At 35.3% G+C, this 14,846-nt stretch carries 7 protein-coding genes; 5 read left to right on the top strand and 2 right to left on the bottom strand.

The window, feature by feature from the left end:
- The first annotated feature begins 21 nt into the window (after positions 1-21).
- The 4 genes from rpoC (at position 22) to ICG50_RS05105 (ending at position 10,698) form a co-directional block, all read left to right on the top strand.
- Entirely contained in the window at positions 22-4,326 is a 4,305-nt protein-coding gene (gene rpoC / locus ICG50_RS05090) for a DNA-directed RNA polymerase subunit beta' (protein WP_187659834.1), read from the top strand.
- A gap of 114 nt (positions 4,327-4,440) precedes the next feature.
- The gene (locus tag ICG50_RS05095; RefSeq protein WP_121311667.1) at positions 4,441-4,752 is read left to right on the top strand and encodes a DUF3467 domain-containing protein; all 312 of its coding nucleotides are present in this window, start codon (positions 4,441-4,443) and stop codon (positions 4,750-4,752) included.
- 309 nt (positions 4,753-5,061) lie between these two features.
- Positions 5,062-7,893 carry a beta strand repeat-containing protein gene (locus ICG50_RS05100; protein ID WP_187659835.1) on the top strand — a complete coding sequence of 944 codons (2,832 nt, stop codon included), beginning with the start codon at positions 5,062-5,064 and terminating at the stop codon, positions 7,891-7,893.
- A gap of 150 nt (positions 7,894-8,043) precedes the next feature.
- Entirely contained in the window at positions 8,044-10,698 is a 2,655-nt protein-coding gene (locus ICG50_RS05105) for a T9SS sorting signal type C domain-containing protein (protein WP_187659836.1), read from the top strand.
- 52 nt (positions 10,699-10,750) lie between these two features.
- On the opposite strand, the gene ICG50_RS05110 is transcribed toward ICG50_RS05105, so the two are convergent.
- Positions 10,751-10,960, bottom strand: coding sequence for a hypothetical protein (locus ICG50_RS05110; protein WP_187659837.1), 210 nt, complete (start codon positions 10,958-10,960; stop codon positions 10,751-10,753).
- Between the two features lie 75 nt (positions 10,961-11,035).
- Positions 11,036-12,625 (bottom strand): peptide chain release factor 3, encoded by a 1,590-nt coding sequence (locus ICG50_RS05115; RefSeq protein WP_187659838.1) that lies wholly within the window; start codon positions 12,623-12,625, stop codon positions 11,036-11,038.
- Between the two features lie 253 nt (positions 12,626-12,878).
- Here ICG50_RS05115 and ICG50_RS05120 point away from each other — a divergent pair, with 253 nt between their 5' ends.
- The gene (locus tag ICG50_RS05120) at positions 12,879-14,846 is read left to right on the top strand and encodes a peptidylprolyl isomerase (protein WP_187659839.1); all 1,968 of its coding nucleotides are present in this window, start codon (positions 12,879-12,881) and stop codon (positions 14,844-14,846) included.

Here is a 14,846-nt window from a genome sequence, read left to right on the forward strand (position 1 = left end):
AACACTTTAAATGTTACGACTATGATGAATAGAAATAAAGATACTAAAAATACTATCAAAAGATTTGACAGAATTTCGATAGGACTAGCTTCACCGGAATCTATCTTGGCCGAGTCAAGAGGAGAGGTTTTGAAGCCGGAAACTATCAACTATAGAACCCATAAACCAGAACGTGATGGTCTTTTCTGTGAGCGAATTTTCGGTCCGGTAAAAGATTTTGAATGTGCCTGTGGTAAATACAAAAGAATCCGTTATAAAGGAATCGTTTGTGACCGTTGTGGTGTTGAAGTAACCGAGAAAAAAGTACGTAGAGACAGAGTTGGTCACATCAATTTGGTAGTGCCAATTGCTCACATCTGGTACTTCCGTTCGTTGCCAAACAAAATTGGCTACATCCTTGGATTACCATCTAAGAAATTAGACATGATTATTTACTACGAAAGATACGTAGTAATCCAAGCCGGTATTGCTCAAAATGCAGACGGAGAGTCATTACAAAGGTTGGACTTTTTGACGGAAGAAGAATATCTAAACATTTTAGATACTCTTCCGATGGAAAACCAATATTTAGATGACAACGATCCAAATAAATTCATTGCCAAAATGGGTGCTGAATGTATCATGGATTTATTGGCACGCACCGACTTAAATGAGTTGTCTTACAGCTTACGTCACGCGGCTAATAACGAAACGTCTAAACAAAGAAAAACAGAAGCGTTAAAAAGATTACAAGTAGTTGAGTCTTTCCGTGAGTCAAACCTAAACAGAGAAAACCGTCCTGAGTGGATGATTTTGAAAGTAATTCCGGTTATTCCACCAGAATTGCGTCCTTTGGTGCCGCTTGATGGAGGTCGTTTTGCTACTTCCGATTTGAACGATTTGTACCGAAGAGTTATCATCCGTAACAACCGTTTGAAAAGATTGATGGAGATTAAAGCTCCGGAAGTAATCTTAAGAAACGAAAAACGTATGTTGCAAGAATCAGTAGATTCCTTATTTGACAACACACGTAAAGCTTCTGCGGTTAAAACAGAATCAAACAGACCATTAAAATCTTTATCAGATTCGTTAAAAGGTAAACAAGGTCGTTTCCGTCAAAACTTATTAGGAAAACGTGTGGATTATTCTGCTCGTTCGGTAATTGTGGTTGGACCGGAAATGAAATTGTTCGAATGTGGTTTGCCAAAAGACATGGCGGCCGAACTATACAAACCATTCGTTATTCGTAAGTTAATCGAAAGAGGAATCGTTAAAACAGTAAAGTCGGCTAAGAAAATCATCGACAAAAAAGAGCCTGTAGTTTGGGATATCCTTGAAAACGTAATCAAAGGTCATCCGGTATTACTAAACCGTGCTCCTACGTTACACAGATTAGGTATCCAAGCTTTCCAACCAAAATTAATTGAAGGAAAAGCAATCCAGTTACACCCGTTAGTATGTACGGCGTTCAACGCGGATTTTGATGGTGACCAAATGGCGGTTCACTTGCCGTTAGGACCAGAGGCTATTTTGGAAGCACAATTGTTAATGTTGGCTTCTCATAATATCTTGAATCCTGCGAATGGTGCTCCAATTACGGTTCCTTCTCAAGACATGGTTTTGGGTCTTTATTATATGACCAAAGAAAGATTGTCTACTCCGGAAATGACTATTTTAGGTCAAGATTTAACTTTCTATTCTGCCGAAGAGTGTAATATCGCTTTGAATGAAGGAAGAGTTGAATTGAATGCTCGTGTTAAAATTAGAGCGAAAGACTTCAATGAAAACGGAGAATTAGTATACAAAATTATTCAAACTACTGCCGGTAGAGTATTATTTAATGAAGTAGTACCGGCTGCAGCAGGATATATCAATGAAGTATTGACTAAAAAATCTTTACGTGATATTATTGGAAAAATCCTTGCAGTAACTGATGTTCCTACAACGGCAGCGTTCCTTGATAACATGAAAGATATGGGATACAAATTCGCTTTCAAAGGTGGATTGTCATTCTCATTAGGTGATATTAGAATTCCGGAGCAAAAAAATAAATTGATTGCTGACGCTAGAGAGCAAGTAGATGTAATTTCTATGAACTATAACATGGGTCTTATTACCAATAACGAACGTTACAACCAAGTTATTGATATCTGGACTTCGGCGAATGCACAATTGACCGAATTAGCTATGAAAAATATCCGTGAAGACCAACAAGGTTTTAACTCGGTATATATGATGCTTGATTCCGGAGCGCGTGGATCAAAAGAGCAAATTCGTCAGTTAACCGGTATGCGTGGTTTGATGGCTAAGCCAAAAAAATCAACCGCTGGTGGTGGTGAAATTATTGAAAACCCAATTCTTTCTAACTTTAAGGAAGGTCTTTCGATTTTGGAATACTTTATCTCTACTCACGGTGCGCGTAAAGGTTTGGCGGATACCGCTTTGAAAACGGCAGATGCGGGTTACTTGACTCGTAGATTACATGACGTTTCTCAAGACGTAATCGTAAACTCTGTAGATTGTGGTACTTTAAGAGGAATCGATGTTTCAGCTTTAAAGAAAAACGAAGAAATCGTTGAAACTTTAGGAGAAAGAATCTTAGGACGTGTAGCATTACAAGATGTTATCAATCCATTAAATAATGAAATTTTAGTGCATTCTGGTGAACAAATCACAGAAGCGATTGTTAAAGCAATTGAAGAATCTCCGCTTGAAAGAGTAGACGTTCGTTCGCCTTTGACTTGTGAAGCTAAAAAAGGGATTTGTGCTAAATGTTACGGACGTAACTTGGCTACCGGAAAAATGACTCAAAAAGGAGAAGCAGTTGGAGTTATCGCTGCCCAATCTATTGGAGAGCCTGGAACACAGTTGACCCTTCGTACTTTCCACGTTGGTGGAGTTGCCGGTGGTGTTTCTGAAGAATCGGCCATTATTGCAAGATTTGGCGGAAGATTAGAAATCGAAGATTTGAAAACGGTTGTTGGTGAAGATGCTGATGGTAACAAAGTAGATATCGTGGTTTCTCGTTCAACTGAATTGAAATTAGTGGATGTTAAAACCGGAATTTTATTAAGTACACACAATATTCCTTACGGTTCTGTTATCAATGTAAAAGATGGCGACGTTGTTGAAAAAGGCGCTGCTATCTGTAAATGGGATCCATATAACGGAGTTATCGTTTCTGAATTTACCGGAAAAATTGCTTATGAAGATTTAGAACAAGGACAATCGTTCCAAGTAGAGATTGATGAGCAAACCGGTTTCCAAGAAAAAGTAATTTCGGAAGGAAGAAATAAAAAATTAATCCCAACCTTATTGGTTTACGGAAAAGACGGAGAATTAATTCGTTCTTACAATTTACCGGTTGGTGCTCACCTTATGGTAGAAGACGGAGAGAAAATTAAAGCAGGTAAAATCCTTGTGAAAATTCCTCGTCGTTCTTCTAAAGCAGGCGATATCACCGGAGGTTTACCAAGAATTACCGAGTTGTTAGAAGCTCGTAATCCTTCAAACCCAGCAGTAGTTTCTGAAATCGATGGTGTAGTTTCTTTTGGTAAAATCAAAAGAGGTAACCGTGAGATTGTAATCGAATCTAAATTTGGTGAAATCAAGAAATACTTAGTGAAATTATCAAGTCAAATCTTGGTTCAAGAGAATGACTTCGTAAAAGCGGGTGTGCCTTTATCTGACGGAGCGATTACTCCGGATGATATCTTAAGAATCCAAGGACCATCAGCTGTTCAACAGTATTTGGTTAATGAAATTCAAGAGGTTTACCGTTTGCAAGGGGTAAAAATCAATGACAAACACTTTGAAGTGGTGATTCGTCAAATGATGCGTAAAGTTAGAGTTGAAGATCCGGGAGATACATTATTCCTAGAAGAGCAATTAATACATACGGCTGACTTTATCGAAGAAAACGATAAATTATACGGAATGAAAGTGGTAGAAGATGCAGGTGACTCTGAGGTGTTAAAACCGGGTCAAATCGTTTCTCCGCGTGAGTTAAGAGATGAAAATTCATTATTGAAACGTAATGATAAAAACCAGGTTGTGGCTCGTGATGTAATTACAGCTACTGCAACTCCGGTACTTCAAGGTATCACGAGAGCATCGTTACAAACGAAATCATTCATCTCGGCAGCATCGTTCCAAGAGACTACTAAAGTATTAAACGAAGCAGCAGTAGCTGGCAAAGTTGATACGTTAGAAGGATTGAAAGAAAATGTTATCGTTGGACACAGAATTCCTGCGGGAACTGGTATGAGAGATTATGATCATACTATTGTAGGTTCGAAAGAAGATTACAATGAAATCATGGCCAACAAAGAAGAATACATCTATTAATAACACTATTAATAGTTAAATTAAACAAAAGCCACTACTTTAAAACTTAAATTAGTGGCTTTTTTAATAGTAAGAGTATAAATTTAATATCTAATATTTAAAATCTAATATCAAATGAGTGATAATAATCAGCAACAAGGACAAATCAATATTGAGTTAGACGAAAAGACAGCCGAAGGAATTTATTCCAATTTGGCCATCATTAACCACTCGGCCTCAGAATTTGTAGTTGACTTTGTAACCATCATGCCGGGCGTACCGAAGGCTAAAGTAAAATCGAGAATTGTGTTAACACCGCAACATGCTAAGAGATTTCTGAAAGCATTAGGCGAAAACATTCACCGATTTGAACTAGCCAACGGCGAAATCAAGGATACAGAGCAACCTCCAATTCCTTTGAATTTCGGTCCGGCCGGTCAAGCATAATTCAAAAGCCCTTTCATTAAGTTGAAAGGGCTTGTTTTTTTGGTAAAATAAAGAATAGTAATGATTTATAAACGATTTCTTCTTATGCTATTTTTCTTTTTAAAATATAAGAATAGTATTTTTGTAGCAGTTTTTTTTATTTTAACTATTCAAACAAGTATTTCATCGAAAAAATTATTTTTATAAAAAAATATTACGGTTATTTAACCATATTTTTATGGGTTTTAAGAAAATAGTTTCAATTAAGAAATATTAAATGGTAAATTTGCAACTCAAAAAATAATGCTGGTCTAAAAAAAATTATGATATATGAAAACATTTTTACAAAAATCAATTTTAATTGTATTTCTAACTTTATTCTTCTTTAGCAATAAGGCTATTGCTCAAACTACATATACTTGGAATAGAACTGTTACAGCATCATACACCACTTCAACGAACTGGACACCAACAAGAACAACACCTGCATCGACAGATGTATTACAGTTTAATAATGGTGCAACTTTTACTGTAACTGATGTTCCAACTCAGACTATAGGTAGATTATTAGTAACTAACAATACAAAAGTAACTTTTTCGTCGCCAAATCCTAACGGTACTTATACAACAACTATTGGAGGTAATGCTTCTGGCGATGATTTAGTGGTTGATTCAGGCTGTCAATTAAATTTAAGTGGTTCTAGAGCAGAAATAATCTCATTATTGGCTGGTGCAACAGGTAATATTACTGGAAATATGACTTTTACAGGGGCTGCAAATCAACTTTTAGCTGCTAATGCAAGTAGTATAACTTTTAACAGTCCTGCGGTTTTTACAGCTGGAACTGGATTTTCAGGAAGTGCTTTTGGGACTACCGGTACAAGTAATACTGTTATTTTCGCAAACGGCTCTACTTATGTTTCAGCTGCAGGAGCAAACCCTTTTGGTTTAACTGCTCCAAATTCTAAGGTACAATTTCAAACCGGCAGCTTGTTTAGATTGACGCAAAATGCTGCACCTGCATTGAACAATAGAACTTATGCTAATTTTGAGGTTAACGGTTCAGGGATTGTCCAAAGTGTAACGGGTGCTTCAGGTGTTACTATGGATAACTTAACAATGACAGCTGGATCTTTAAATCTTAATACAACAGGAGTAAATGCTGTAAATATTAAAGGAAATATTTCTGTAGCGAGTGGTGCAACTTTAGGTTTTAATCCTGCAATAGGAACGAATGTTTTAACTTTTAGCGGGACAATACCACAAACTATAACTAACGCTGGAACTTTAACATTTGGTGCTAATGAAGCTGTGGTAATTGCCAATACGGCATCGCCAACTCCATCAGTAACTTTCAATAATAATCAAACTATCTCAGGAAGTTTAACTGTAAATAGTGGTTCAATTTTAGCCACTTCAGCTATTTTAACTAATGCAAACCCTAGTGTAAATGGAGGTTTGCAACTTAATTCAGGTGGTTTTGTTTCAGCTACGCCTACTTATGGAAGTGCTTCTACATTAATCTATAATCGTGGTTCCGCCATTGGGCATGGAGTTGAATGGACTGGAACAGGCGCTCCACCAGTTGCAGGTTCAGGAATTCCAAATAATGTAACAATTCAAGGAAATACTAGTTTTACTCCAACTGCTGCAAGAGGTTTGGCCGGAAATTTAAGTATTGAAAGCGGTTCGTCGGTTTTGGTTAATTCATCATTAAACTTAACAGTTAGAAATTCCATCACCAACAACGGAACATTAACTCTAGAAAACAACGGAAACTTATTGCAAGTAAATAATGTTGCCAATACCGGTTCGGGTTCTACCATAGTAAAAAGAAATTCAAATCCGTTAATTCGTTTAGATTATACTATGTGGTCATCACCGGTAGCGAACCAAAATTTATTAAACTTTTCGCCTTTAACTTCTATTAGTCCAAATATTAGATTTTACACTTATAATCCTACGATAAATGCACCGGCAACAACAGGTTTTTATCAATCGGTTGCTTCTCCATCTACCACACCTTTTGACATAGGGATAGGGTATTTGATTCGCTTACCATTCAATCATCCAACAGCAGCTACAGTTTGGAATGGTCAATTTACAGGTACAGCCAACAATGGAACACAAAATATAACAATTTCTAATTCAGGCGACAGGTTTAATTCGGTTGGAAATCCATATCCATCACCAATTAGTATTTCTCAATTTGCAACTGATAATTCTAGCAATATAGAAACCTCAATTTATTTTTGGAGAAAAACCAACAATTCTTTTAGTCCATCTTATTGTTCTTGGAACACAGCATCAAGTACTTTTAGTGATAATGGTGAAGCCTTTACCGAAAGTCCTTTAGGCGTAATTCAAACAGGTCAAGGGTTTTTAGTGCAAGCAAAATCAGGTGCCACCAATTTAGTATTCAACAATGGACAAAGAGTTGCTAATAATGCCAACCAATTTTTTAGAAATGCCAATACCACTCAAGACGTAACTGAATCGAATAGATTTTGGTTAAACATGACAGGTGCAACTTCAGGATTTTCACAAACGGTTGTAGGTTATTTTACCAATGCTACCCTTGGTGCAGATGATTTTGATAGTAAATATTTTAATGATGGTCCAATAGCTTTTACTTCGGTAATTGACAATCAGGATTATGTAATCCAAGGACGACCAGTGCCGTTTACTACTGCTGATGTTGTGGCAATGAAATACAAAGTAGCAACTGCAGGAACGTATTCAATTGCGATAGACCATGTTGATGGTTTGTTTTCTGAAAATCAAGCCATTTACCTTAGAGATAACTTAACGGCTACAATTCATGATTTAACTACAGGAGCTTATAATTTCAATTCAGATGCCGGAACATTTGCAGAACGATTTGAAGTTTTATATCAATTGCCATTAGGGGTTGAAAATCCGTCATTCACTGCAGGTCAAGTTGTTGTTTACAAAAATGAGGCAAATCAAATAGTGATTAGTTCAGGAAATGTAATCATGGAATCGGTAAAAGTATTTGATATTAGAGGAAGATTATTAATTGAGTCAAAAAACATCAATGCCTCTCAAACTACAATCAACGTAGGGTCGTCAACCGAAGTTTTATTAGTTCAAATTACTTCAAATGAAGGTCAAGTGGTGACTAAGAAAGTGATTAGATAATACTGTTAACAAAATAGTTTATAAATAGCCCTTTCAATTTTGAAAGGGCTATTATTTGTTTAGGACATTTGTAAACAATCAAAAAGTTAGTGCTGTTTTTTTTTAATAGGATTTTTAATATTCAATTTTAAAGTATTTAAATATAATTTTATGACAAATATGTTAATCAATACAAATAGGAATAGTAATTTTAAAAATATAAAAGCTCTTTTTAGATTAGCGGCAATTATTTTTTTGTTTTTTACTACAACACTATCTGCTCAAACTATAGCAGTAACTAATGTTTCTGTCACTCCTGTATGTGCAGGAAATAATGTAACAGTGACATTTTCAACCACTAATGGAAATGGAAGTCCAAGAAGATTTACTAATTCATCTGTTTACACGATTTATTTAAGTAATAGTTCTGGAGCAAGTTATACTCAAGTTGGTTCAACTTTTAGCACAACAGGTGTTTCTTATTCTACAATAAATGGTGGTGTAACTTCCGGAATTACAACCGTTGTAACAATACCACTTAGTGCAACTACAGGAACTGGTTATAGAATTTCAATTGGCTCAACTTTGCCAACTTTTAATGCTTCGGCCGGAGCAGGAGCATCTTCGGCATTTACAATAAATGCAGCCGCTATAGGAGGAACTATTTCGGGCAGTTCAACTGTTTGTTTTGGGACCAATAGTACAACTTTAACTTTATCAGGTCATACAGGTTCTATAAGTAAATGGCAATATTCTACAGTCAATGATTTTTCTTCGGGTGTTGTTGATATAGCAAATACCACAACTTCTTTAACCGCTACAAATCTGACATCAATAAGATATTACAGAGCAGTTTTAGTTAACGGAGTTTGTTCCGCTAATAGTTCGATTGCGTCCATTACTGTTAGGCCAAGTTTTACTTCGGGTAGTATTATTTCATCGGGAGAAGCAATATGTTATGGAAGTAATCCTATAGTAATAGGAAACGCAACAGCTTCAAGTGGTGGAGATAATGTGATTACTTATAAATGGCAAGCCAATGGAGTTGATATTCCTAGCTCAAACACTGTAACTTTTGATCCACCACCAGGATTAACAACCACTACAATTTATACTCGATTTGCCAAAGATGGAACGTGCAATAACTTTACTCTTTCTTCCGGAAGTTGGACAGTTACGGTTTCAACTGCCAATACTTGGACAGGTTCAATCAATACAGATTGGACAACTGCATCAAATTGGTCTTGTGGAGCAGTACCTACATCGGCTACTGATGTAACTATTAGTTCGGCAAGTAATTATCCTGAAATTTCTACTAATGTTTCAATAAATAGTTTGACTTTGGCTAGTACAACAACCTTGAAAGTAAATTCAGCCAGTAATTTAACAGTAACCAATTCCATCACCAACAACGGAACATTAACTCTAGAAAACAATGGAAACTTATTGCAAGTAAATAATGTTGCCAATACCGGTTCGGGTTCTACCATAGTAAAAAGAAATTCAAATCCGTTAATTCGTTTAGATTATACTATGTGGTCATCACCGGTAGCGAACCAAAATTTATTAAACTTTTCGCCTTTAACTTCTATTAGTCCAAATATTAGATTTTACACTTATAATCCTACGATAAATGCACCGGCAACAACAGGTTTTTATCAATCGGTTGCTTCTCCATCTACCACACCTTTTGACATAGGGATAGGGTATTTGATTCGCTTACCATTCAATCATCCAACAGCAGCTACAGTTTGGAATGGTCAATTTACAGGTACAGCCAACAATGGAACACAAAATATAACAATTTCTAATTCAGGCGACAGGTTTAATTCGGTTGGAAATCCATATCCATCACCAATTAGTATTTCTCAATTTGCCACTGATAATTCTAGCAATATAGAAACCTCAATTTATTTTTGGAGAAAAACCAACAATTCTTTTAGTCCATCTTATTGTTCTTGGAACACAGCATCAAGTACTTTTAGTGATAATGGTGAAGCCTTTACCGAAAGTCCTTTAGGCGTAATTCAAACAGGTCAAGGGTTTTTAGTGCAAGCAAAATCAGGTGCCACCAATTTAGTATTCAACAATGGACAAAGAGTTGCTAATAATGCCAACCAATTTTTTAGAAATGCCAATACCACTCAAGACGTAACTGAATCGAATAGATTTTGGTTAAACATGACAGGTGCAACTTCAGGATTTTCACAAACGGTTGTAGGTTATTTTACCAATGCTACCCTTGGTGCAGATGATTTTGATAGTAAATATTTTAATGATGGTCCAATAGCTTTTACTTCGGTAATTGACAATCAGGATTATGTAATCCAAGGACGACCAGTGCCGTTTACTACTGCTGATGTTGTGGCAATGAAATACAAAGTAGCAACTGCAGGAACGTATTCAATTGCGATAGACCATGTTGATGGTTTGTTTTCTGAAAATCAAGCCATTTACCTTAGAGATAACTTAACGGCTACAATTCATGATTTAACTACAGGAGCTTATAATTTCAATTCAGATGCCGGAACATTTGCAGAACGATTTGAAGTTTTATATCAATTGCCATTAGGGGTTGAAAATCCGTCATTCACTGCAGATCAAGTTGTTGTTTACAAAAATGAGGCAAATCAAATAGTGATTAGTTCAGGAAATGTAATCATGGAATCGGTAAAAGTATTTGATATTAGGGGAAGATTATTAATTGAGTCAAAAAACATCAATGCCTCTCAAACTGCAATCAACGTAGGGTCGTCAACTGAAGTTTTATTAGTTCAAATTATTTCAAATGAAGGTCAAGTGGTGACTAAGAAAGTGATTAGATAAGTACAAATTAGCACTAAATAAAAAACTCCTCAATTTCTTGAGGAGTTTTTTATTATACTTTTTTAGAATTTAGCTTCAATTTGTAAAAGGCAAAACTTAATCCTACTATTAATAACAAAATTAATTTACTATTAATTGGAGCAGGAGCAGGATCACCACCCTCAAGACCACCTCCACCATCATCGTCTCCAGGTTGTGCAAACATGGTAAAATCAGATAATAAAATTACTGACAATATGTAAAATTTAAATATGTTTTTCATAACAAACTATTTCAAGCCGTAAATATAGTAATCATTTTTATACTTAAAAAATTTAGTATGTTTTTTTACCGTAAATTAATCAAATTCAGAAGTAAAGAATAATTTAACATTCGGAAATTTGCTTTGTGTCATTTGAATCGTAAACTCTGAATCAGCTAAGAAAACCAATTGACCGTATTTATCATGTGCCAAAAATTTTTGCTTGATTCTTTTAAATTCTTTAAACTCATCACTTTTTGGGTCTGTGGGTTTCACCCAACAAGCTTTATGTACCGGGAAATTTTCATAACTACATTTGGCACCATATTCATGTTCCAAACGGTATTGAATAACTTCATATTGTAAAGCTCCAACGGTTCCAATAACTTTTCGGTTGTTCATTTCTAAAGTAAATAACTGCGCTACACCTTCATCCATTAACTGGTCAACACCTTTATCCAATTGTTTAGCTTTTAACGGATCAGCATTATTAATGTACCTGAAATGTTCGGGAGAAAAACTCGGTATTCCTTTAAAACTCATCACTTCTCCTTCGGTTAAAGTATCACCTATCTTGAAATTTCCGGTATCGTGTAAACCGACAATATCGCCGGGATACGAAATGTCTACAATCTCTTTCTTTTCCGCGAAAAAGGCATTCGGACTTGAGAATTTAAGGTTTTTATTAAGTCTTACGTGTGTGTAAGGTTTATTTCTTTCAAAAGTACCCGATACAATTTTGACAAAAGCTAATCTATCTCTGTGCTTTGGATCCATATTAGCGTGTATTTTGAAAACGAAACCCGTCATTTTTTCTTCCTCGGGTTTAACCAATCTTGTTTCAGATTCTTTGGGTCTTGGTGTTGGTGCAATTGCAACAAAACAATCTAATAATTCTCTAACACCAAAGTTATTCAAGGCCGAGCCAAAAAACACCGGTTGTAATGTGCCGTCCAAATAACTTTGTCTGTCAAATGCCGGATAAACTTCCGAGATCAATTCGAGCTCTTCTCTTAGTTTTATCGCTGGTTTTTCGCCAATAATTTTTTCTAATTCCGGACTTTCAATATCTGAAAAAGCAATAGTGTCTTCAATGTTTTTTCGGCTATCGCCACTAAAAAGATTGATGTTTTGTTCCCAAATATTATAAATTCCTTGAAAATCATACCCCATACCAATAGGAAAACTCAAAGGCGTAACCGTTAAGCCTAATTTTTGCTCCACTTCATCCATCAAATCAAAAGCATCTTTTCCTTCTCGGTCTAATTTATTGATGAATACGATGATGGGAATCTTACGCATTCTGCAAACTTCTACCAATTTTTCGGTTTGTTCTTCAACGCCTTTAGCGACGTCTATTACAACAATTACGCTATCAACCGCTGTCAAAGTTCTGAATGTATCTTCAGCAAAATCCTTGTGACCAGGTGTGTCGAGAATGTTAATCTTTTTGTCTTTATAATTAAAAGCCAAAACGGAAGTCGCTACTGAAATTCCTCTCTGACGCTCAATTTCCATAAAATCGGAAGTGGCCCCTTTTTTAATCTTATTGTTCTTAACCGCTCCGGCTTCTTGAATTGCACCACCAAAAAGCAATAGCTTTTCAGTTAATGTAGTCTTTCCGGCATCGGGATGCGAAATAATTCCAAAAGTTCTGCGGCGTTGTATTTCTTTTAAAAAACTCATGATTTTCGATAAATTGTCTGCAAAAATACTATTATTTACTCATTATTTAGGCATGTATTTTGGCTCAGTTTTTTAGAATAAAAAATAAGGTAAAAGTTCTGTTAATAAATTTTTGTTAATAGTAGGCTCGATACTTGTATAATGTGTTTGAATTGTTACTTTTGTTGATTGATACCTTGATAAACCAAAGCAATTTTGGCCGTTCATGAAAACGAATATTTAATTGTAAATTTTTAATAGAAATTATAAAAGCATGAGTTTAAAACAGTTTTTTTTAGGATTGTTCTTTTCAATGTCTCTTGCCACCATGGGGCAAAATAATGCAAAAGAAGTTTTGTTTACCGTTAATGATAAGCCTTATTATACAGATGAATTTGCAAGGGTTTACAAAAAGAACCTTGATTTAGTAAAAGACGAATCTCAAAAAGATTTAAACCAGTATCTAGAACTTTTCGTGGGTTACAAATTAAAAGTCAACAAGGCCTACAAATTAGGGTTACAAGACAATTCAAAATACCAAAATGAATTAAAATCTTACCGAACACAATTGGCCAAAAACTATTTCAACGATACCAAAATCACCCAAGCCTTGGTGGAGGAAGGATACAATAGGCTTCAAAAAGAAGTTAAAGCTTCTCATATCTTGATTTTAGTCGATGAAAATGCTTCTCCAGAAGATACTTTAAAAGCTTACAAGAAAATAGAAGACATTAGTAAAAAAGCATTAGCAGGAGAAGATTTCGGAGCTTTAGCGGTTCAATATTCCGAAGACCCATCCGCCAAAGAAAACAAAGGTGACTTAGGTTATTTCTCTGCTTTTAGAATGGTTTATGCATTTGAAAGTGCTGCTTACAATACACCAAAAGGAAAAATTTCAAAAATTATCAGAACACGTTTCGGTTTTCATATTCTAAAAGTGGAAGATGTTAGAAATAACCGTGGTGAGGTAACGGTGGCTCACATCATGATTTTAAATCCAAAACCGGAAGATACAGATCAAGATAAAGCTAAAAATACCATCAACGATATTTATAAAAAAATCCAACAAGGAGAGAAGTTTGAGGATTTAGCCAAACAATTTTCTGAAGATAAATCATCTTCTTCTAAAGGCGGTGTTTTAAACAAATTTAGTTCAGGTCAATTGAGTTCGGAAGAATTTGAAAGCGTTGCGTTCTCTTTATCAACACCAAATGAAATTTCAAAGCCATTCCAATCTCAATTTGGATGGCACGTGGTAAAGTTGATTCAGAAACATCCGGTTCGTACTTTAGACGAAATGAAAATTGAACTTGAAGGTAAAATCGGGAAAGATGACCGTTCGAAGAAAATTACGGCTTCTTTAAACGAAAAATTAAGAAAGAAATATACTTTCAAAAGAGACAACAAGCAATATGCGATTATTTCAAAACTGGTTACCGATGACTTTTATGAGGCAAAGTGGAAGCAACCGGAGAATAGTAATAAGTATACCAATACTTTGTTAACCATCAATACTAAAAAAATTGAAAGCAAAGAGTTTTTGCAATTTGTAGAAAAACAACAGAAATCAGGTACAGCGGTTAAGCCAATTACTAAACTTGTTGATGTTTTGTATGAGAAGTTTTTAGACAGTCAGTTGACGACTTATTACGATGATAATTTGGAAGCTGAGTTTTCTGATTTTGCTAACGTAATGGAAGAATACCGTGATGGTTTGTTACTTTTTGACTTAATGGAGAAAGAGATTTGGGAAAGAGCCAAAACCGATACTATTGGATTGCAAAAGTTCTATGAAGAACACAAAACAGAACACCAATGGAAAAATAGAGTGGAAGCTACCATACTTTCTTCGACTAAAATGGAGGAAATCAAAAAAGCTTTGGCTTTATTAAAGAAAGGGACAGAAGTACAAGCGATAAAAGAAAAATTAAACGTTGGAGATGTTGTTAATGTAATGAGTAACAGCGGTGTGTTTGAAGAAGGAAATGACGCTTTGCCAAAAAGCACTAAGTTTGAAGTAGGTATTTCAGAAATTCAAAAAGAAGGCGAATACTATTTTGTCACCAAAGTAGATAAAGTAATGCCCAAAGGAATAAAAACTTTAGACGAATGCAAAGGAAAAATAGTGAACGATTATCAACAGTATTTGGAGCAAAGATGGGTTGACGATTTAAAACAAGAGTTCACTGTAAAAATTAACAAGGACGCGTTTGAAAAAGTAAAAAAACAGTTGAATCCATAA

Source organism: Flavobacterium buctense, from assembly GCF_014486695.1.
In the GTDB taxonomy this organism is placed as follows: domain Bacteria; phylum Bacteroidota; class Bacteroidia; order Flavobacteriales; family Flavobacteriaceae; genus Flavobacterium; species Flavobacterium buctense.

Excerpts from the sequence above, each read along its gene's own strand:
- ICG50_RS05110 (WP_187659837.1), bottom strand. The coding sequence starts at position 10,960 with ATGAAAAACATATTTAAATTTTACATATTGTCAGTAATTTTATTATCT.
- rpoC (WP_187659834.1), top strand. The coding sequence starts at position 22 with ATGATGAATAGAAATAAAGATACTAAAAATACTATCAAAAGATTTGAC.
- ICG50_RS05120 (WP_187659839.1), top strand. The coding sequence starts at position 12,879 with ATGAGTTTAAAACAGTTTTTTTTAGGATTGTTCTTTTCAATGTCTCTT.
- ICG50_RS05100 (WP_187659835.1), top strand. The coding sequence starts at position 5,062 with ATGAAAACATTTTTACAAAAATCAATTTTAATTGTATTTCTAACTTTA.
- ICG50_RS05095 (WP_121311667.1), top strand. The coding sequence starts at position 4,441 with ATGAGTGATAATAATCAGCAACAAGGACAAATCAATATTGAGTTAGAC.
- ICG50_RS05105 (WP_187659836.1), top strand. The coding sequence starts at position 8,044 with ATGACAAATATGTTAATCAATACAAATAGGAATAGTAATTTTAAAAAT.
- ICG50_RS05115 (WP_187659838.1), bottom strand. The coding sequence starts at position 12,625 with ATGAGTTTTTTAAAAGAAATACAACGCCGCAGAACTTTTGGAATTATT.